Here is a 19,721-nt window from a genome sequence, read left to right on the forward strand (position 1 = left end):
GACTGCCGTAAGCCAATCCAACTGATTAGGAGCGTCACACAATGAAATCGAACAAGACCCTGCTGACCACATTGCTTGCCATGGGCCTGCTGGCCAGCGCCGGCGCCACGCAAGCGGCCGGCTGGTGCGAGTCGGGCAAACCGGTGAAGTTCGCCGGCCTGAACTGGGAAAGCGGCATGCTGCTGACCGACGTGATGCAAGTCGTGCTGGAAAAAGGCTACGGCTGCAAGACCGACAGTCTGCCAGGCAACTCCATCACCATGGAGAACGCCCTGAGCAGCAACGACATCCAGGTGTTCGCCGAAGAGTGGGTCGGCCGCAGTGAGGTGTGGAACAAGGCCGAGAAGGCCGGCAAGGTGGTGGGCGTCGGTGCCCCGGTGGTCGGCGCGATCGAAGGCTGGTACGTGCCGCGCTACGTGATCGAAGGTGATGCCAAGCGCAAGCTCGAAGCCAAGGCCCCGGGCCTGAAGAATATCGCCGACCTGGGCCAATACGCCGCCGTGTTCAAGGATCAGGAGGAACCGTCCAAGGGCCGCTTCTACAACTGCCCGGCCGGTTGGACCTGCGAGCTGGACAACAGCGAAATGCTGAAAAGCTACGGCCTGGAAAAAACCTACACCAACTTCCGCCCAGGCACCGGCCCGGCGCTGGATGCGGCAGTGCTGTCGAGCTACAAGCGTGGCGAGCCGATCCTGTTCTACTACTGGTCGCCGACGCCACTGATGGGCCAGGTCGACCTGGTGAAGCTCGAAGAAAAACCGGGCGTGGATAAAAGCGTGAGCATCAAGGTCGGCCTGTCCAAGACCTTCCACGACGAGGCTCCGGAACTGGTGGCGGTGCTGGAAAAGGTCAACCTGCCGATCGACATCCTGAACCAGAACCTCGGGCGCATGGCCAAAGAGCGGATCGAGTCGCCGAAACTGGCGAAGATCTTCCTGAAGGAACATCCTGAAGTCTGGCATGCCTGGGTCAGCGAAGACGCTGCCAAGAAAATCGACGCGGCTCTGTAGGTCGAATATTTCCCGGCCAACCGTGGGGCTGGCCGGGACGTTCACCGCATCCACCTGATCGAGAGTCTCTTATGTTTCCCGAAAGCTTTACCTTCTCCATCGCCGACTGGGTCAACGGTTGGGTCGACTCCCTGGTGACCAACTATGGCGATGTGTTCCGGCATATCTCCGACACGTTGCTGTGGGCCATCGTCAACCTTGAAGGGCTGCTGCGCATGGCCCCCTGGTGGCTGATGCTGGCGATCGTCGGTGGCGTTGCCTGGCATGCTACCCGCAAGGTCGTGGCGACGGCGGTGATCGTCGGCCTGTTGTTCCTGGTGGGCGCGGTGGGCCTGTGGGACAAACTGATGCAGACCCTCGCGTTGATGCTGGTAGCGACGCTGATTTCGGTGCTGATCGGGATTCCGCTGGGCATTCTCTCGGCGCGCAGCAATCGCCTGCGTTCGGTGCTGATGCCCCTGCTGGACATCATGCAGACCATGCCAAGCTTCGTGTACCTGATTCCGGTGTTGATGCTGTTTGGCCTGGGCAAGGTCCCGGCGATCTTCGCCACGGTGATCTACGCCGCGCCGCCCTTGATCCGCCTGACCGACCTGGGCATCCGCCAGGTCGACGGCGAAGTCATGGAAGCCATCAACGCCTTTGGCGCCAACCGCTGGCAGCAGCTGTTCGGCGTGCAACTGCCCCTGGCCCTGCCGAGCATCATGGCCGGGATCAACCAGACCACCATGATGGCCCTGTCGATGGTGGTCATCGCCTCGATGATCGGCGCCCGTGGCCTGGGTGAGGACGTACTGGTCGGCATCCAGACCCTCAACGTCGGGCGCGGCCTCGAAGCCGGGCTCGCCATCGTGATTCTCGCCGTGGTCATCGACCGCATTACCCAGGCCTATGGTCGCCCTCGGCATGAGGTGAGCAAATGAGCAACGCAGCCGTCAGCAAGATCGAAGTCAGGAACGTCTTCAAGATTTTCGGCAACCGGTCCAAGGAGGCCCTGGAGCTGATCCGCCAGAACAGGACCAAGGACCAGGTGCTGGCCGAAACCGGCTGCGTGGTCGGCGTGAACGACCTGTCGCTGAGCATCGGTACCGGTGAGATTTTCGTGATCATGGGCCTGTCCGGTTCCGGCAAGTCCACTTTGGTTCGCCACTTCAACCGGTTGATCGACCCTACCAGCGGCGCGATCCTGGTGGACGGCGAAGACATCCTGCAACTGGACATGGATGCCCTGCGTGAATTTCGTCGACGCAAGATCAGCATGGTGTTCCAGAGCTTTGGCCTGCTGCCCCACAAGAGCGTGCTGGACAACGTCGCCTACGGCTTGAAAGTGCGTGGCGAAAGCAAGCAGGTCTGCGCCGAACGGGCGTTGCACTGGGTCAGCACCGTGGGCCTGAAGGGCTACGAGAACAAATACCCGCACCAGCTCTCCGGTGGCATGCGCCAGCGCGTCGGCCTGGCCCGGGCGTTGGCGGCGGATACCGACATCATCCTGATGGACGAGGCGTTCAGCGCCCTCGATCCGCTGATCCGGGCGGAAATGCAGGACCAGTTGCTGGAACTGCAAAAGACTCTGCACAAGACCATCGTCTTCATCACCCACGACCTCGACGAGGCCGTACGCATCGGCAACCGCATCGCGATTCTCAAGGACGGCAAGCTGATCCAGGTCGGCACGCCACGGGAGATCCTGCACTCGCCGGCGGATGAGTATGTCGATCGGTTTGTGCAGCGCAGGGCGGCGGTGGTTTGAGGTTTTTGTGGTGGCTGGGCTGGCCTCTTCGCGAGCAGGCTCGCTCCCACATGGGGCCTTCTTTTGTTCACAAATGTTGTGTCCAAAGGGAAATCTCTGTGGGAGCGAGCCTGCTCGCGAAAGCGTCGGCAAAGCTGCATCAATGTTCAGATTGCAAGCATGAGGTTTGAGATGTCCCAGGCTGAAAAAATCATCATCGCCGACGCCCCGCTGCGCTGGCAGGACGTGGTCGCCGTCGCCCGCTTTGGCGCTGTGCTGGAGCTATCGGCCCAGGCCTGGGCGCGCATCGACAATGCCCAGGCCATCGTCCAGCGCATCGTCGAAAGCGGTGAACGGGCCTATGGCGTCAACACCGGGCTGGGCGCCTTGTGCAATGTCTCGCTCAAGGACGAACAGCTCAGCCAATTGTCGCGCAACACCTTGCTCAGCCATGCCTGTGGCGTCGGCCCGGCGCTGTCCGATGAGCAGACCCGGGCGATCCTCTGCGCGGCCATTCTCAACTACAGCCAAGGCAAATCCGGCATCCATCGCCGGGTGGTCGAGGCGTTGCTGGCGCTGCTCAATCGCGGCATCACGCCGCAAGTGCCGTCCCAGGGTTCGGTGGGTTACCTGACCCACATGGCCCACATCAGCATCGCGCTGCTGGGCGTCGGCGAGGTCAGCTATCGCGGGCAGGTCGTCTCGGCGCAGCAGGCGCTGGCCGCAGAAGGTCTGCAACCGGTGCAGTTGGGGGCCAAGGACGGTTTGTGCCTGGTCAACGGCACGCCGTGCATGACCGGCCTCAGTTGCCTGGCCCTGGCCGATGCGACGCGCCTGGTGCAGTGGGCCGATGTGATCGGTGCCATGAGCTTCGAGGCTCAGCGCGGGCAGATCGCCGCGTTCGATGCCGAGATCATTGCGCTCAAGCCGCACCCCGGCATGCAGCAGGTGGGCAGTAACTTGCGGGCGCTGCTCGATGGCAGCGAAGTCATCGCTTCGAGCCTGGGCATCCGCACCCAGGACGCCTTGAGCATCCGCTCGATTCCGCAAGTGCATGGCGCCGCTCGTGATCAGTTGGAGCATGCCCGGCAACAGATCGAAACCGAACTCAACGCCGCTACCGACAACCCGCTGCTGCTGGGTACGCCGGACAATTTCCGGGTCGTGTCCCAGGCCAACCCTCATGGCCAGTCGGTGGCGCTGGCGGCTGACCTGTTGGCGATCGCCATGGCGGAAATCGGCTCCATCGCCGAGCGTCGCCTCGACCGTTTGATCAACCCGCACGTCAGTGGGCTGCCGGCCTTCCTGGTGGCCAATCCCGGGGTGAATTCAGGGATGATGATCGTGCAATACGTCGCCGCGTCGCTGTGCGCGGAGAACAAGCAACTGGCGCAACCGGCGGTGCTCGACAATTTCGTCACCTCCGGGTTGCAGGAAGACCATTTGAGCATGGGCACCAACGCGGCCCTGAAGCTGCACCGGGCGCTGGAAAACTGTACGCAGATCCTCGCCATCGAATACCTGCTGGCGGCCCAGGCCTTTGAGTTTCTCAAGGCGCAGCGTTTTGGCGCTGGCACCAACACCGCCTGGAAGCTGCTGCGCGAGCGCGTCCCGGCCTACGACCAGGATCGCTGGCTGGCGCCGGACATCGCCAGCGCCGCCGGGCTGCTCAGGGATCCGAACGTGCTGCACCACGTTATACCGAATTTGAATTGATCAAAAAAAACACCAGCGTGCCAAGGCACCTAGCCCACAAGGCGTCGCCCAAAAGGCGAAGGTGACGGATAACGGAACATTCCGGAGCGACTGGCGGGTAAAAAAAAAACTCTCAAAAGGAGCAATACATGACTGCCTTGAACCTGATTCCCGGCCAATTGAGCCTGGCTCAATTGCGTGACATCTATCAGCAACCGGTGACGCTCAGCCTCGACGCCAGCGCATCGGCGCAGATCGAAGCCAGCGTTGCCTGCGTGGAGCAGATCCTCGCCGAGAATCGCACCGCCTACGGCATCAACACCGGTTTCGGCCTGTTGGCCTCGACCCGTATCGCCAGCGAAGACCTAGAAAACCTGCAGCGCTCCCTGGTGCTGTCGCATGCCGCTGGCGTCGGCGAGCCGATCAGTGATGCGCTGGTGCGGTTGATCATGGTGCTCAAGGTCAACAGCCTGAGCCGGGGTTTCTCCGGCATTCGTCGGCAGGTGATCGATGCGCTGATCGCACTGATCAACGCCGAGGTCTACCCGCACATTCCGCTGAAAGGTTCGGTGGGCGCATCCGGTGACCTGGCGCCTCTGGCCCACATGTCGCTGGTGCTGCTGGGCGAAGGCAAGGCCCGTTACAAAGGCGAATGGCTGCCGGCTGTCGACGCCCTGAAAGTCGCCGGCCTCGCGCCGCTGACCCTGGCGGCCAAGGAAGGTCTGGCGTTGCTCAATGGCACCCAGGTTTCCACCGCGTTTGCCTTGCGCGGCCTGTTCGAAGGCGAAGACCTGTTTGCCGCTGCCCTGGCCCTGGGCAGCCTCACGGTGGAAGCGGTGCTTGGCTCGCGCTCGCCATTCGATGCGCGCATCCATGCCGCTCGCGGCCAGAAAGGCCAGATCGATGCCGCCGCGGCCTATCGCGACCTGTTGGGCGAGCGCAGTGAAGTGTCGGATTCGCACCAGAACTGCGACAAGGTCCAGGACCCGTACTCCCTGCGTTGCCAGCCGCAAGTGATGGGCGCCTGCCTGACCCAGTTCCGCCAGGCCGCCGAGGTGCTGGTGATCGAAGCCAACGCGGTGTCGGATAACCCGCTGGTGTTCGCCGCCGAGGGCGACGTGATCTCCGGCGGTAACTTCCACGCCGAACCGGTGGCGATGGCCGCCGATAACATGGCCCTGGCGATCGCCGAGATTGGCTCCCTGAGCGAGCGGCGCATTTCGTTGATGATGGACAAGCACATGTCGCAGCTGCCGCCGTTCCTGGTGGCCAATGGCGGGGTCAACTCCGGCTTCATGATCGCCCAGGTTACCGCTGCGGCCTTGGCCAGTGAAAACAAGGCGCTGTCCCATCCTCATTCGGTGGACAGCCTGCCGACCTCGGCGAACCAGGAAGACCACGTCTCCATGGCCCCGGCCGCCGGCAAGCGCTTGTGGGAAATGGCCGAGAACACCCGCGGGATTCTCGCGGTGGAATGGCTGGCGGCGTGCCAGGGGCTGGATTTGCGCGGTGGTTTGAAAACCTCGGCCAAACTGGAACAGGCCCGGGCGTTGCTGCGTGCAGAGGTGCCTTTTTATGAGAAGGACCGCTTCTTTGCGCCGGACATCAACGCGGCCAGTGAGCTGTTGGCGAGTCGGTGTCTGAACGAGCTGGTCACGGCGCAGTTGTTGCCGAGCCTGTAAGGGCCTCATCGCGAGCAAGCTCGCTCCCACAGGGGGGCGGTGCCGAACGCCGATCTGGGGTACACCCCTGATCCCTGTGGGAGCGAGCTTGCTCGCGATTCGATTTTGAATAATTCGAGGAGACTCGGGATGAAAACCCTCTGGCAAAACTGCCACGCCGCCACCATGGCCCAGGGCGTCTACTCGATTATCGAAGACGCCGCCATTGTCACCCAAGGCGAGCACATCCAATGGATCGGCCCCCGTGCCGAATTGCCGGTGGGCGACTACCCGGCAGTCAACGACCTGAAGGGCGCCTGGGTCACCCCGGGCCTGATCGATTGCCACACCCACGCGGTGTTCGGCGGCAACCGCAGCGGTGAATTCGAACAGCGCCTGCAAGGCGTCAGCTACGCCGACATCGCCGCGGCCGGCGGTGGCATCGCCAGCACCGTGCGCGCCACCCGCGCCGCCAGCGAGGACGAGCTGTTCGCCAGCGCCGCGAAACGCCTGAAAAGCCTGATGCGCGACGGCGTGACCACGGTGGAAGTCAAGTCCGGCTACGGCCTCGACCTGCCCAGCGAACGCAAGATGTTGCGGGTCATCCGCCGCCTCGGCGCCGAACTGCCGGTCAGTGTGCGCAGCACCTGCCTGGCGGCCCACGCCTTGCCGCCGGAATACAAGGACCGCGCCGACGACTACATCGAACACATCTGCGCCGAAATGCTCCCGGCGTTGGCCGCCGAGGGGCTGGTGGACGCGGTGGATGCGTTCTGCGAGTACCTGGCGTTTTCTCCAGAGCAGGTCGAACGGGTGTTCTTGACCGCGCAGCGATTGGACCTGCCGGTAAAGCTGCACGCCGAGCAACTGTCGTCGTTGCATGGTTCCAGCCTGGCGGCGCGGTATCAGGCGCTGTCGGCCGATCACCTGGAATTCATGACCGAGGATGACGCCAAGGCCATGGCCGAGTCGGGCACCGTAGCGGTGCTGCTGCCGGGGGCATTTTATTTCCTGCGAGAAACCCAGTTGCCGCCCATGGATGCCCTGCGCAAGCACGGCGTGAAAATCGCCGTCGCCAGTGACCTCAACCCCGGCACCTCGCCCGCGCTGTCGTTGCGCCTGATGTTGAACATGGCCTGCACCTGCCTGCGCCTGACCCCGGAAGAAGCACTGGCGGGAGCAACGATTCATGCCGCCCAGGCCCTGGGCATGGCTCAGACCCACGGCTCGCTGGAAGCCGGCAAGGTGGCGGATTTTGTCGCCTGGCACATCGATCGCCCGGCCGATCTGTCGTACTGGCTCGGCGGCGATCTGGAAAAACGCGTCGTGCGCCACGGCGTGGAAATCGATTGAGGAGAACGGTTGTGGAGAAGGTCCTGAATTTCAAGCAAGGGCGCGTGCCGCTGTTGATCAGCATGCCTCACGCCGGCCTGCGCCTGACGCCGGCGGTAGAGGCCGGGTTGATCCCCGAGGCCCAGAGCCTGCCGGACACCGATTGGCATATCCCCCGGCTGTATGATTTCGCCGAAGAGCTGGGCGCCAGCACCCTGGCGGCCGAATATTCCCGGTTCGTCGTCGACCTGAACCGTCCTTCTGATGACAAACCGATGTACGTCGGAGCCACCACTGGCCTGTACCCGGCGACGCTGTTCGATGGCGTGCCGTTGTTTCGCGAAGGCCTGGCGCCGTCCGCCGAGGAGCGGGCCACGTACCTGCAGCAGATCTGGATGCCCTACCATCAGGCCCTGCAACAGGAACTGGCGCGGCTCAAGGCCGAGTTCGGCTATGCCTTGCTGTTCGATGCCCACTCGATCCGTTCGGTGATCCCGCACCTGTTCGACGGCAAGCTGCCGGACTTCAATCTCGGCACGTTCAACGGCGCCAGTTGCGACCCGGCCCTGGCCAGCCAGCTCGAAGCCATTTGCGCCCGCCACGACCAGTTCACCCATGTGCTCAACGGACGCTTCAAGGGCGGACACATCACCCGGCACTACGGCAACCCGGCCGAGGACATTCACGCGGTGCAACTGGAACTGTGCCAGAGCACCTACATGGAAGAGTTCGAGCCGTTCAACTATCGCCCGGACCTGGCGGCGCCGACCCAGGTGGTACTCAGGGAGTTGCTGGAAGGTTTCCTGGCGTGGGGGCGGCAGGCTTACCAGGAATAGACCTACCCAGTACATGTGGCGAGGGGATTTATCCCCGCTGGGTCGCGAAGCGACCCCAAAATAGATGATCCACACGGATTCAGAATTTTGGGACTGCTACGCAGTCCAGCGGGGATAAATCCCCTCGCCACAAGTGTATGTGCTCTGATTCGCTGGAATGAGAACTGTCGCCACTGTGCAAAACCGCGTCGCCACAGTTCATCTTCAGCCCCTCGACGCTGCGTAATGTTCCGGTCACGGTGCACCAAGACACCGGCCTACAATAATCCGCTGCCGCACGAGACCTTTCCGATGAAAAGACCGTTCAAACGCTGTCTGTCGATCCTCTGCGGTACCGTCCTGTTGAGCTCCGGCGCGATGGCCGTCGAGGCAACGTCCTGCCAGACCGTGCGCATGGGCGTGGTCAACTGGACCGACGTGATCGCCACCAGTGGCATGGCTGACGTGCTGCTCACTGGCCTGGGCTACGAAAGCAAGCAGACCAGCGCCGTGCAGCAGATCATCTTCGCCGGCATCCGCGACAAGCGGCTCGACATTTTCCTCGGCTACTGGAAACCGGCGATGGACAAGAACATCGCCCCGTTCCTGGCGGCCAATCAAGTGAAAGTACTGGACAAACCAAGCCTGGCCGACGCCCAGGCGACCCTGGCCGTTCCCGACTACGTGGCGGCGGCGGGGCTCAAGACCTTCGCCGACATCGCCCGGTTCAAGGACCAGTTGGGGGCGAAAATCTACGGCATCGAGCCGGGCAGCGGCGCCAATACCACCATCAAGACCATGATCGAGACCAACCACTTCGGTCTCAAGGATTTCAAGCTGATCGAGTCCGGCGAGGCCGGGATGCTGGCGGCGGTGCAGCGGGCAGTCAATCGCAAGGAATTCGTGGTCTTTGTCGGCTGGACCCCACACCCGATGAACATCAACATGAACATCGCTTACCTGACCGGCAGCGAAGATGTCTATGGCCCCAACGAAGGCGCCGCGACGGTCTCCATCGTCACCGCGCCGGACTACGCACAGCGGTGTCCGAACGTGCAGCGGCTGCTGGAGAACCTCACGTTTACCGCCGCCCAGGAGAGCCAGTTGATGGTGCCGATCATGGAACGCAAGATGCCCCAGGACGTCGCGCGGCAATGGTTGCGCGAGCACCCGGAGGACCTGCAGCGCTGGCTCGCCGGCGTGACCAGCTTCGATGGCAAGGATGGCATCGCGGCGGTGCAGGCCAGTCTCAAGAACTGACCCAGTCGGGCAAATAGGGCCCTTGTGGCGAGGGGATTTATCCCCGCTGGGGTGCGAAGCAGCCCTAAATAATGGCGCCGTGGTGGGTCAGGCCAAACGCATTAACTTCTTGGGGCCGCTTCGCGCCCCGGCGGGGATAAATCCCCTCGCCACAAGTTGCGCTTTCCTCAAGTTTTATATTGGTTGTCAGCTCATGGCCTACCCACTCTCCCAGGCAATGTCCGCCTTCATCGACAAGACCCTGAGCTTCACCAGCCCGGATGACAGCCTCGCCGGCTCGCGCCAGGCTTACAGCCGGATGTGCCGGGCATTCACCCCGCCGCGCCCATCAACGCTTGCGGTCGAGGATCTGCACCTGGCTGGCGTGGCTGTCCGGGCCTATCACCTGCGTACTTCGCCGCCGCTCGCCGGGTGGCCGTGCATTCTTTACCTGCACGGTGGCGGTTGGGTGGTAGGGGACCTGGATTCCCATGATTTCATTTGCATGGAACTGGCCGCGGCCCTCGGCGTGCTGGTGGTGGCGGTGGATTACCGGCTTGCCCCCGAGCATCCGTTTCCCGCCGGGTTCGAAGATTGCCTTACTGTGTGGCGCCACCTGGGGGACCTGCCGTTTGCCATCAACCCTCGGCGCCGGGCCGTGGTGGGCGACAGCGCCGGCGGCAACCTCGCCGCTGCGGTGTGCCTGGCCTTGCGCGATGCAGGGCAGCCTCTGCCCCGGTCCCAGGTGCTGATCTACCCGGCGCTTGGTGGTCCCGAGCATTTACCGTCGCGCACCGAATGTTTCGACGCGCCGCTCTTGAGCCGCTGTGACCTGCAACGCTATGACGCGTGGTACCTGCGTGGCACCCAGCCCTCAGCCTACGCCGCGCCATTGCTCGCCGATGATTTCAGCGGCCTGCCCGCGACGCTGGTTGCCGTGGCGCAATGGGATCCGCTGCGCGACGACGGCGTCCTCTATAACGAGCGCCTGAGCGCCGCAGGGGTAGCCTCTGAGTTGTACAACGGCGAGGGTCTGGTCCACGGTTGCCTGCGCGCGCGGAGCCAGGTGCCGGAGGTCGATCAGCTATATCGCAGGCTACTGGCCTACCTGGCCGACACGCTTTGACTGCCGCAGGGCATGCTCATTAAGGTAATTCGGGTTTATGATGCCGGACGGCAGACTAAATAGAAGTCCCTACACGGATGACTCGACCCCTTACGGAGCGCGCAATGCAGACTTTGTACCCGCAGATCAAACCCCATGCCCGGCACGATCTGGCTGTCGATGACACCCACACGCTCTATGTCGATGAAAGCGGCTCGCCGGAAGGCCTGCCTGTCGTGTTCATCCACGGTGGCCCGGGGGCGGGTTGCGATGCGCAAAGCCGTCGCTACTTCGATCCGAATCTGTACCGCATCGTTACGTTCGACCAGCGCGGCTGCGGCCGTTCCACGCCTCACGCGAGTCTGGAAAACAACACCACCTGGGACCTCGTCGAAGACCTGGAGCGCATCCGCAAGCACCTGGGCATCGAAAAGTGGGTGCTGTTCGGCGGCTCCTGGGGCTCGACCCTGGCCCTGGCCTACGCCCAGACTCATCCGGAACGGGTACATGGTCTGATCTTGCGCGGGATCTTTCTCTGCCGTCCGCAGGAAATCGAGTGGTTCTACCAGGCCGGGGCCAGTCGTCTGTTTCCCGACTACTGGCAGGACTACATCGCACCGATCCCCCTGGATGAACGCGATGACCTGCTCAGCGCTTTCCACAAACGCTTGATCGGCAACGACCAGATCGCCCAGATGCACGCGGCCAAGGCCTGGTCCACCTGGGAGGGGCGCACCGCGACCCTGCGCCCGAACCCGTTGGTGGTCGATCGTTTCTCCGAGCCGCAGCGAGCGCTGTCGATCGCCCGGATCGAATGCCACTACTTCACCAACAACGCCTTTCTCGAACCCAATCAGTTGATTCGCGACATGGGCAAGATCGCCCATTTGCCGGGCGTCATCGTGCATGGTCGCTACGACGTGATCTGCCCGTTGGACAATGCCTGGGAGCTGCACCAGAACTGGCCCAACAGCGAGCTGCAGGTGATCCGTGACGCCGGCCATGCCGCTTCGGAACCAGGGATTACCGACGCGTTGGTGCGCGCCGCCGCGCAAATGGCCCGCCGCCTGCTCGACCTGCCCCCCGAAGAAGCATGAAGGGGTTGCTGCAGCGGGTTCGCGGCGCCCGGGTCGAAGTCGCGGGCGAGATCGTCGGTGCGGTGGACCATGGCTTGCTGGTGCTGGTAGCCGTCGAGCCTGGGGATACCCGGGCCAGTGCCGACAAACTCCTGCACAAGCTGCTTAACTATCGGGTGTTCAGCGACACCGACGGCAAGATGAACCTGTCCCTGGCGGACGTCGCGGGTGGTTTGCTGCTGGTCTCGCAGTTCACCTTGGCGGCGGACACCAAAAGCGGTCTGCGCCCGAGCTTTTCAACCGCCGCGCCGCCCGCCCTTGGCGAAGAATTGTTCAACTATCTCCTGACCCAGGCGAAACAGGTGCATGGCACCGTGGCATCAGGTAGATTCGGCGCCGACATGCAAGTGCATCTGGTCAATGATGGCCCGGTAACCTTTCTGTTACAGGTCTGAAAGCGTTTGAAACATCTTTTCGGTCCGGTTTCGAGTCAAAACAGGGAGTTTTCTCGATAAATACTTTGCTAGCCCTGATGCGTTGTCACGCGGCCTACTAGATAATCGCGCGCTACGGGGGATCGGCGTTCGCCGGTCCATTTGACTTAGGTAGAGACTTGTCCTGAACCGTTTGGGGAATCATTTTGTCCCATCGGAGTCGGAACAATGCTCGCCAACTTGGCAAGAGTGGTCCGCAGGAGCGGTTTTTCAGCGCCGTTACCGTGCAGATACTTTATCTGGCCGTTGGTTTTTTGATCTGTTTTCGGCGAGGGTTGCTCGTGATTGTTAGTCCCTGTAATGCACCAAAAATGACTGCCAAACGGTTTAGAAACGCTCTGGTAGCGGGCTCGGCCCTGCTGTGCCTGTTTGGCGCGGGCCAACTGTGGGCATTCAGCCTGGATGATGTATCGGCGAAGGCACAAGAACTGGCCGGGCAGAAATTCGAAGCCCCGCGCAGCAACCTGCCGAACGAATTCCGCGAAATGAAATTCGCCGATTATCAGAAAATCCGTTTCCGCACCGAAAAAGCTGAATGGGCCGACCAGAAGACGCCGTTCCGGCTGTCCTTCTATCACCAGGGCATGCATTTCGACACACCGGTGAAGATCAACGAAATCACCGCGACCACCGTCGATGAGATCAAATACGACCCGACACGCTTCGATTTCGGTGATGTGAAGTTCGATCCGAAGGCCACCGAACAATTGGGCTACGCGGGTTTCCGCGTGTTGTACCCGATCAACAAAGCTGACAAGCAAGACGAAATCATGACCATGCTCGGCGCCAGCTACTTCCGCGTCATCGGCAAGGGCCAGGTTTATGGCTTGTCCGCTCGCGGCATGGCGATCGATACCGCATTGCCATCGGGTGAAGAGTTCCCGCGTTTTCGTGAGTTCTGGATCCAGCGTCCGAAGCCGACCGACAAGCACCTGGTGATCTTCGCCTTGCTCGATTCGCCACGGGCTACCGGCGCTTATCGCCTGACCGTGCGCCCGGGCACCGACACCGTCGTTGACGTCAAATCGCGTGTTTTCCTGCGTGATCGCGTCAACAAGCTGGGCATCGCCCCGTTGACCAGCATGTTCCTGTTCGGCGCGAATCAGCCGTCCAAGGTCCTGAACTACCGTCGCGAGCTCCACGACTCCAGCGGCCTGTCCATCCATGCCGGCAACGGCGAGTGGATCTGGCGTCCGCTGAACAACCCGAAACACCTGGCGGTGAGCAACTTCTCGGTAGAAAACCCGCGTGGTTTCGGCCTGCTGCAACGTGGTCGTGACTTCAGCCACTACGAAGACCTGGACGACCGCTACGAAAAACGTCCAAGCGCCTGGATCGAACCGAAAGGCGACTGGGGCAAGGGTACCGTAGACCTCGTCGAGATCCCGACCGCCGACGAAACCAACGACAACATCGTTGCGTTCTGGAGCCCGGAAAAACTGCCTGAGCCAGGCCAGCCACTGGACTTCGCCTATCGCCTGCACTGGACACTTGATGAAGCCAGCCTGCACTCGCCAGACAGCGCCTGGGTCAAGCAGACCCTGCGTTCCACGGGTGACGTGAAGCAGTCCAACCTGATTCGCCAGCCGGATGGCAGCGTGGCCTACCTGGTCGATTTCGAAGGCCCGTCCCTGCAAGCCCTGCCTGAAGACGCCGAGGTGCGTAGCCAGGTGAGCGTGGGTGACAACGGCGAAATCGTCGAGAACAGCGTGCGCTACAACCCTGAAACCAAGGGCTGGCGCCTGACGTTGCGCCTGAAGATCAAGGATCCGGGCAAGGCGACCGAGATGCGTGCCGCTTTGGTCCGGCCGCTGGTTCCTGTAGAGCTGCCGGCTACCTCGCATTCCGTGACCACGCTGGCCAAGGCCGACAAGGTCGCCAAGCAGCAGAGCGAGAAAGAGAAAGCCAACGAACAGGCCGGCGAGCAGCAGGAAGCCAAGGCCGTCAAGGCGTCCACCGCCGCCGCCGAGCCGACCCCAACCCCGCAGGAACCGGAGCAGACTGAGCAAGTCCTGACCGAGACCTGGAGCTATCAGTTGCCTGCCGATGAGTAATACTTCCGTACAGCCAGTGTCTCTGAGCGAGTATCTGGCCCATTTGCCGATGACCGACGAGCAGCGCGCCGAACTGGCGGGCTGCAAGTCCTTCAGCGAATTGCATGAACGCCTGGCTTCGTCGACGTTCGATGCGCCCGACGAGGCTGCCCAAGCCTCGGTGGGCCGTCGCCTGGCGCTCAGCACTGCCGAGGAACTCGAGGACGCCGAAATGCTGGCCCTCGATTCCAGTGGCCGTGTATGCCTGAAGGCTACTCCGCCGATTCGCCGGACCAAGGTCGTGCCGGAGCCATGGCGCACCAATATCCTGGTACGCGCCTGGCGCCGCCTGACCGGTCGCACCAACCCGCCGAAGCCGCCCAAGGACGAGCGCGTCTTGCCGCATGCGCGCTGGCGTACCGTGGGTTCGATCCGCCGCTACATCCTGTTGATCCTGATGCTCGGCCAGACCATCGTGGCCGGCTGGTACATGAAAGGAATCATGCCGTACCAGGGCTGGTCGCTGGTGGACCTGGATGAAGTGCTGCATCAGCCGCTGCTGCAGACGGCCACGCAAGTGCTGCCATACGCGCTGCAAACCAGCATCCTGATCCTGTTCGGGATCCTGTTCTGCTGGGTCTCGGCCGGTTTCTGGACCGCGCTGATGGGATTCCTCGAACTGCTCACCGGGCATGACAAGTACCGCATTTCCGGTGCCAGTGCCGGTAACGAGCCGATTCCCAAGGATGCCCGCACCGCCCTGGTGATGCCGATCTGTAACGAGGACGTGCCACGGGTATTCGCCGGTCTGCGCGCCACGTTCGAGTCGGTTGCGGCCACGGGTGACCTGGACCGCTTCGACTTCTTCGTGCTCAGCGACAGTAACGAAACCGACATCTGCGTCGCCGAGCAGCAGGCCTGGCTGGATGTCTGCCGTGAAACCGGGGGCTTTGGCAAGATCTTCTATCGCCGCCGCCGTCGCCGCGTGAAACGCAAGAGCGGCAACCTCGACGACTTCTGCCGTCGCTGGGGCAGCGACTACAAGTACATGGTCGTGCTCGACGCCGACAGCGTCATGAGCGGCGAATGCCTGACCAGCCTGGTGCGCCTGATGGAAGCCACGCCGGACGCTGGCATCATCCAGACCGCGCCACGTGCCTCGGGCATGGACACGCTGTATGCGCGCATGCAGCAGTTCGCCACACGGGTCTACGGTCCGCTGTTCACCGCCGGCCTGCACTTCTGGCAGTTGGGCGAGTCGCACTACTGGGGCCACAACGCGATCATCCGCATGAAGCCGTTTATCGACCACTGCGCCCTGGCGCCGTTGCCCGGTAAAGGTGCCTTCTCCGGTGCGATCCTCTCCCACGACTTTGTCGAAGCCGCGCTGATGCGCCGTGCCGGCTGGGGCGTGTGGATTGCCTATGACCTGCCGGGCAGCTACGAAGAGCTGCCACCGAACCTGCTGGACGAACTCAAGCGTGACCGTCGCTGGTGCCACGGCAACCTGATGAACTTCCGGCTGTTCCTGGTCAAGGGCATGCACCCGGTGCACCGTGCGGTGTTCCTGACCGGCGTGATGTCCTACCTGTCGGCACCGCTGTGGTTCTTCTTCCTGGTGCTGTCCACCGCGCTGCTGGCGGTGAACACGCTGATGGAGCCGCAGTACTTCCTCGAGCCGCGCCAGTTGTATCCGCTGTGGCCACAATGGCATCCGGAAAAAGCCATCGCGCTGTTCTCGACCACCATCGTGCTGCTGTTCCTGCCCAAGCTATTGAGCATCGTGCTGATCTGGGCGAAAGGCGCGAAGGAGTTCGGCGGCAAGTTCAAGGTCACGATGTCGATGCTGCTGGAAATGCTGTTCTCCATGCTGCTGGCGCCGGTGCGCATGATCTTCCACACCCGTTTCGTGCTGGCCGCCTTCCTGGGCTGGGCCGCGACCTGGAACTCGCCCAAGCGTGACGATGACTCCACGCCTTGGAGCGAAGCCATCAAGCGCCACGGCCCGCAGACCCTGCTGGGCTTCTTCTGGGCCTTGCTGGTGATCTGGCTGAACCCGAGCTTCCTGTGGTGGCTCGTGCCGATTGTCGGCTCGCTGATGTTGTCGATCCCGGTTTCGGTGATCTCCAGCCGCGTGGGCCTGGGCTTGAAGTCCCGTGATGAAAGCCTGTTCCTGATTCCCGAGGAATACGCGCCGCCACAGGAACTGCTGTCGACTGACCAGTACACCCATGAAAACCGTTGGCACGCGCTGAACGACGGCTTCATCCGGGCGGTGGTCGATCCGCGACAGAACGCCCTGGCGTACGCATTGGCTACCTCCCGTCACGGCAAGGCCGAGCCGATCGAATGGCTGCGCGTCGAGCGCGTCCGTCATGCCTTGAAGGTAGGCCCGGCCGGGCTCAACAACGCCGAGCGATTGGCGCTGCTGAGCGATCCGGTGGCGCTGTCCCGTCTGCATGAGCAGGTCTGGAGCGAGGCGCATCCCGAGTGGCTGGCGGCGTGGCGTGAATCGGTCAAGGCCGATCCGCATGCACCGTTGCTGCCGCTTCAACCGGTGGGCGCACAGCCTCAACTGGCCTGATACTCAAAAAGCCCCGCTTCTGAAAAGAAGCGGGGCTTTTTGTTGGGCGCATTTTATTGGCGATTCGCGCAAGACCTCGTAGCCTTGGGATGACGGACTGTGGGACGTAGGTGTACATATCCGTTGCTGCGGTCAAGGCGGCTTATGGTTTCGCCCTTACGGCGACTCACTTTTTTTCAGACGCCAAAAAAAGTAAGCAAAAAAGGCTTTGCCCCACCACTCGGCACCTCGCCGAGGCTCGGTGTGCCCTCACTCCGGCATTGCTCCGTGGGCCCGCCGCGAAGGGCCGTCCCTGGCCCAGCGCGGCTATCCCGGCATCCATGCCGGGATGCCCACTACGCAATACCTGCGTTCGGCCAGCGTGGTTAACGGGGCGTCTCAGATCAAGATCTAAAGCGAGGCGGCCTGATAGCCGACCTGACTCTTACTGGGATCGCATTTCTCCTGTGGGAGCGAGCCTGCTCGCGAAGAGGCCGGCAAATCCGACCTCTTAATCAATTATGGCACCGCCTTCGCGAGCAGGCTCGCTCCCACAGGTGTGTTGTGTCGCCTACATATCCATGGCCGAACGCAGAGCCAATTGTGGGAGCGAGTCTGCTCGCGAATAGGTCGGCACATCCAACATCTTCATCAACCATGCCACCGCCATCGCGAGCAAGCTCGCTCCCACAGGGAAACGCGGTCCGATCAAGAACCAGGCCGGCTTTCAGGCCGCCTCGCGGTGGACGTTGATCTCGGGCGCCCCGTTAACCACGATGGCCGAACGCAGGTATTGCGTAGTGGGCATCCCGGCATGGATGCCGGGATAGCCGCGCTGGGCCAGGGACGGCCCTTCGCGGCGGGCCCACGGAGCAATGCCGGAGTGAGGGCATGCCGAGCCTAGGCGAGGCACCGAGTGGTGGGGCAAAAGCGTTTTGCTTACTTTTGCGCTTCTCAAAAGTGAGCCGCCGTAAGGGCGGAACCCTAAGTGGCCGTTACCGCAGCAACGGATATATCCACAAATCCGAAGTGAGCTGCCCGAAGGGCATCAAACCCTGAACCGCCCCACCAATGTCTGCAAATGAACCCCCAACCGCGCCAGTTCGGCACTGGAGGCAGCCGTTTCCTCACTGGACGACGCCGTCTGCTCTGACACATCCCGCACATTCAGCACGCTACGGTTGATCTCCTCGGCCACCGCACTCTGCTGCTCTGCCGCCGCTGCGATCTGCTGGTTCATCGACTGGATCGCCGACACCGTGCGAGTGATGTTTTCCAGCGAGCCACCGGCGCGGCGGGTCAGTTCGACGCTGCTGTCGGTCAGGCTGCGGCTGTTGTCCATGATGGTCGCGACCTGTTCGGTACCCGCTTGCAGGCCGACGATCAGTTCTTCGATTTCCTCGGTGGACTTCTGGGTGCGCTGGGCCAGGCTGCGAACTTCGTCGGCCACCACGGCGAAGCCGCGCCCGGCTTCACCGGCTCGGGCTGCCTCGATGGCCGCGTTGAGGGCCAGCAGGTTGGTTTGCTGGGCCACCGACTTGATCACGTCCAGGACGCTGCCGATCTTGTCGCTTTCGCGCTTCAGATCGCCCATGGCGGCGGTAGAGTTGCCCACTTCTCGCGCCAGGCGCTCGATCTGGGCGATGGCTTCGCCGACGACCTTGTCACCTTCGCGGGCCTGTTGATCGGCGGCGACGGCGGCCTCGGAGGCTTCCTCGGCGTTGCGCGCCACTTCCTGCACGGTGGCGGTCATTTCGTGCATGGCAGTGGCGACCTGGTCGGTCTCGATCTTTTGGCTATTGACCCCGGCGCTGGTCTGCTCGGTCACGGCCGAGAGCTGTTCAGCAGCGCTGGCGATCTGGGTAACGCCTTCACCGATGCCGCCGATCAACTGCCGCAAGCCAACGGTCATGCGTTGCATGGCGCGTTGCAATTGACCGAGTTCGTCGCGGCGTTCGGACGTCAGGTTGTGGGTAAGATCGCCCGCGGCGACGCGTTCTGCCACCTTCAGGGTCTCATCCAGCGGGCCGACGATCTGCCGAGTGATGAGCAAGGCGGCGATCACACCGAACAGCAGCGCCAGCGCGGCGGCTGCGATCAGAACGGCCTTGGCCTGGGCGGTGTCGTGGTCGCGCACGGCCGTCTGGGACGCGGTGAGCTTCTGGCTGGAGTCGATCAGGACCTGGCCTTGCTCGCTCATACGCTGCAGAGCGGCACCGTTATCAAGTTGGGAGTCACGGAACTGGCTGACTGCCGCCCGGTAGATGTTCATCGAGTCGCTGGCCTGCTGGAGCCTGTCGGCGTGTTCCTCAGGCAACTGGGCTGGCAAGCGGGCCAGCAGTTTCAGGACATCGGTAATTGCATCGATGGCCGGCTGTTGGGCCTCGCTTTTGCCGCTGTAGGTGTAACCGCGAACCTGATAGCGTGCCTGTTGGATCGCCTTGCTTAAGGTCACCACGCTGTTGAACTGGGTGATGTCGCCGCCCTGCAGCAGCGCTTTCTCCACTTCGGCGACGCGGGCTACGGTGCTATCGGCACTGGCGCCCAGCTTGCCGCGGGCATCTTCGCGGCTGACGGTGGCGCTGGTCATCTGGGCGAAGGCGCTTTTGTATTCGGCAACGGCGGCCAGTTGCTTGTCGATCAACGCCACGTCGTCAGGCTGTTCGATCATCTCGCGAGCTGTCTTCAACCCGGCCTCGAGCTTGCCGAGCAGGTCGTTGACCTGTTGCGGGCCTTTTTCGCCGCGCGTGGTGTTGTAGTCGATGCTGGCGAGGTCAAGGTCCTTGCTCAGGTCGTTCAGGCTGGCAATGAACCCCAGCTTGTCGCCCCGGCTGATGACATTGCCCAGGCCGGACCAGCCGGTGAACGCGATCATCAGGGTGAGGAACAGCACCAGGCCGAAGCCGAAGCCAAGTTTGCGATTAACGCTTACGTTTCCCAGACCCTGGGCAAGCCACCGGAACATGCTG

Annotated in this window: 16 protein-coding genes; 14 read left to right on the forward strand and 2 right to left on the reverse strand. The window is 62.6% G+C overall.

The features are described 5' to 3' along the window. Positions 1 to 41 precede the first annotated feature (41 nt). From J3P86_RS01750 to J3P86_RS01815, 14 genes are all read left to right on the forward strand, one after another. Positions 42 to 1,010, forward strand: a complete 969-nt coding sequence (locus tag J3P86_RS01750; RefSeq protein ID WP_434653978.1) for an ABC transporter substrate-binding protein — start codon at positions 42 to 44, stop codon at positions 1,008 to 1,010. Positions 1,011 to 1,081: 71 nt separating this feature from the next. Beyond that, a complete protein-coding gene (locus tag J3P86_RS01755) occupies positions 1,082 to 1,933 on the forward strand; it encodes an ABC transporter permease (RefSeq protein ID WP_109752006.1) in 852 nt (283 codons plus the stop codon). Next, positions 1,930 to 2,760 (forward strand): quaternary amine ABC transporter ATP-binding protein, encoded by an 831-nt coding sequence (locus J3P86_RS01760; RefSeq protein WP_434699307.1) that lies wholly within the window; start codon positions 1,930 to 1,932, stop codon positions 2,758 to 2,760. Before J3P86_RS01755 ends, J3P86_RS01760 begins: the two co-directional genes overlap by 4 nt. A gap of 171 nt (positions 2,761 to 2,931) precedes the next feature. Then, a complete protein-coding gene (gene hutH / locus J3P86_RS01765) occupies positions 2,932 to 4,455 on the forward strand; it encodes a histidine ammonia-lyase (protein WP_434699308.1) in 1,524 nt (507 codons plus the stop codon). A gap of 128 nt (positions 4,456 to 4,583) precedes the next feature. Next, positions 4,584 to 6,116 carry a histidine ammonia-lyase gene (hutH, locus tag J3P86_RS01770; RefSeq protein ID WP_434626486.1) on the forward strand — a complete coding sequence of 511 codons (1,533 nt, stop codon included), beginning with the start codon at positions 4,584 to 4,586 and terminating at the stop codon, positions 6,114 to 6,116. A gap of 129 nt (positions 6,117 to 6,245) precedes the next feature. Then, complete coding sequence (gene hutI / locus J3P86_RS01775; protein WP_434699309.1) at positions 6,246 to 7,448, forward strand: imidazolonepropionase; 1,203 nt, start codon at positions 6,246 to 6,248, stop codon at positions 7,446 to 7,448. Positions 7,449 to 7,459: 11 nt separating this feature from the next. Further along, entirely contained in the window at positions 7,460 to 8,263 is an 804-nt protein-coding gene (hutG, locus tag J3P86_RS01780; RefSeq protein ID WP_434699310.1) for an N-formylglutamate deformylase, read from the forward strand. A gap of 291 nt (positions 8,264 to 8,554) precedes the next feature. Further along, complete coding sequence (locus tag J3P86_RS01785) at positions 8,555 to 9,502, forward strand: choline ABC transporter substrate-binding protein (protein ID WP_434699311.1); 948 nt, start codon at positions 8,555 to 8,557, stop codon at positions 9,500 to 9,502. A 193-nt stretch (positions 9,503 to 9,695) separates the two neighbouring features. Beyond that, a complete protein-coding gene (locus J3P86_RS01790; RefSeq protein ID WP_434699312.1) occupies positions 9,696 to 10,607 on the forward strand; it encodes an alpha/beta hydrolase in 912 nt (303 codons plus the stop codon). A gap of 104 nt (positions 10,608 to 10,711) precedes the next feature. Then, positions 10,712 to 11,683 (forward strand): prolyl aminopeptidase, encoded by a 972-nt coding sequence (pip, locus tag J3P86_RS01795; RefSeq protein ID WP_434626481.1) that lies wholly within the window; start codon positions 10,712 to 10,714, stop codon positions 11,681 to 11,683. Next, positions 11,680 to 12,117, forward strand: coding sequence for a D-aminoacyl-tRNA deacylase (gene dtd, locus J3P86_RS01800; RefSeq protein ID WP_434699313.1), 438 nt, complete (start codon positions 11,680 to 11,682; stop codon positions 12,115 to 12,117). Before pip ends, dtd begins: the two co-directional genes overlap by 4 nt. Positions 12,118 to 12,467: 350 nt before the next feature. Further along, the gene (locus J3P86_RS01805) at positions 12,468 to 14,210 is read left to right on the forward strand and encodes a glucan biosynthesis protein G (RefSeq protein WP_434626479.1); all 1,743 of its coding nucleotides are present in this window, start codon (positions 12,468 to 12,470) and stop codon (positions 14,208 to 14,210) included. Continuing rightward, complete coding sequence (mdoH, locus tag J3P86_RS01810; protein WP_434570189.1) at positions 14,203 to 16,773, forward strand: glucans biosynthesis glucosyltransferase MdoH; 2,571 nt, start codon at positions 14,203 to 14,205, stop codon at positions 16,771 to 16,773. The genes J3P86_RS01805 and mdoH overlap by 8 nt, the downstream gene beginning before the upstream one ends. A 241-nt stretch (positions 16,774 to 17,014) precedes the next feature. Next, complete coding sequence (locus J3P86_RS01815; protein ID WP_434700700.1) at positions 17,015 to 17,167, forward strand: nucleoid-structuring protein H-NS; 153 nt, start codon at positions 17,015 to 17,017, stop codon at positions 17,165 to 17,167. Between the two features lie 312 nt (positions 17,168 to 17,479). Here J3P86_RS01815 and J3P86_RS01820 read toward each other — a convergent pair whose 3' ends face one another. Together J3P86_RS01820 and J3P86_RS01825 are read right to left on the reverse strand one after the other, a co-directional pair. Further along, positions 17,480 to 17,680, reverse strand: coding sequence for a nucleoid-structuring protein H-NS (locus J3P86_RS01820; protein ID WP_434700701.1), 201 nt, complete (start codon positions 17,678 to 17,680; stop codon positions 17,480 to 17,482). Between the two features lie 120 nt (positions 17,681 to 17,800). Beyond that, positions 17,801 to 19,717, reverse strand: coding sequence for a methyl-accepting chemotaxis protein (locus J3P86_RS01825; RefSeq protein WP_434699314.1), 1,917 nt, complete (start codon positions 19,715 to 19,717; stop codon positions 17,801 to 17,803). Positions 19,718 to 19,721 lie beyond the last annotated feature (4 nt).

It is taken from the genome of Pseudomonas sp. D1-1 (assembly GCF_051132225.1).
Taxonomy (GTDB): Bacteria; Pseudomonadota; Gammaproteobacteria; order Pseudomonadales; family Pseudomonadaceae; genus Aquipseudomonas.

What these genes read in the sequence shown, in the direction of transcription:
- J3P86_RS01750 (WP_434653978.1), top strand. Translation starts at nt 42, where the DNA reads ATGAAATCGAACAAGACCCTGCTGACCACATTGCTTGCCATGGGCCTG.
- J3P86_RS01755 (WP_109752006.1), top strand. Translation starts at nt 1,082, where the DNA reads ATGTTTCCCGAAAGCTTTACCTTCTCCATCGCCGACTGGGTCAACGGT.
- J3P86_RS01760 (WP_434699307.1), top strand. Translation starts at nt 1,930, where the DNA reads ATGAGCAACGCAGCCGTCAGCAAGATCGAAGTCAGGAACGTCTTCAAG.
- hutH (WP_434699308.1), top strand. Translation starts at nt 2,932, where the DNA reads ATGTCCCAGGCTGAAAAAATCATCATCGCCGACGCCCCGCTGCGCTGG.
- hutH (WP_434626486.1), top strand. Translation starts at nt 4,584, where the DNA reads ATGACTGCCTTGAACCTGATTCCCGGCCAATTGAGCCTGGCTCAATTG.
- hutI (WP_434699309.1), top strand. Translation starts at nt 6,246, where the DNA reads ATGAAAACCCTCTGGCAAAACTGCCACGCCGCCACCATGGCCCAGGGC.
- J3P86_RS01785 (WP_434699311.1), top strand. Translation starts at nt 8,555, where the DNA reads ATGAAAAGACCGTTCAAACGCTGTCTGTCGATCCTCTGCGGTACCGTC.
- J3P86_RS01790 (WP_434699312.1), top strand. Translation starts at nt 9,696, where the DNA reads ATGGCCTACCCACTCTCCCAGGCAATGTCCGCCTTCATCGACAAGACC.
- pip (WP_434626481.1), top strand. Translation starts at nt 10,712, where the DNA reads ATGCAGACTTTGTACCCGCAGATCAAACCCCATGCCCGGCACGATCTG.
- dtd (WP_434699313.1), top strand. Translation starts at nt 11,680, where the DNA reads ATGAAGGGGTTGCTGCAGCGGGTTCGCGGCGCCCGGGTCGAAGTCGCG.
- J3P86_RS01805 (WP_434626479.1), top strand. Translation starts at nt 12,468, where the DNA reads ATGACTGCCAAACGGTTTAGAAACGCTCTGGTAGCGGGCTCGGCCCTG.
- mdoH (WP_434570189.1), top strand. Translation starts at nt 14,203, where the DNA reads ATGAGTAATACTTCCGTACAGCCAGTGTCTCTGAGCGAGTATCTGGCC.
- J3P86_RS01825 (WP_434699314.1), bottom strand. Translation starts at nt 19,717, where the DNA reads ATGTTCCGGTGGCTTGCCCAGGGTCTGGGAAACGTAAGCGTTAATCGC.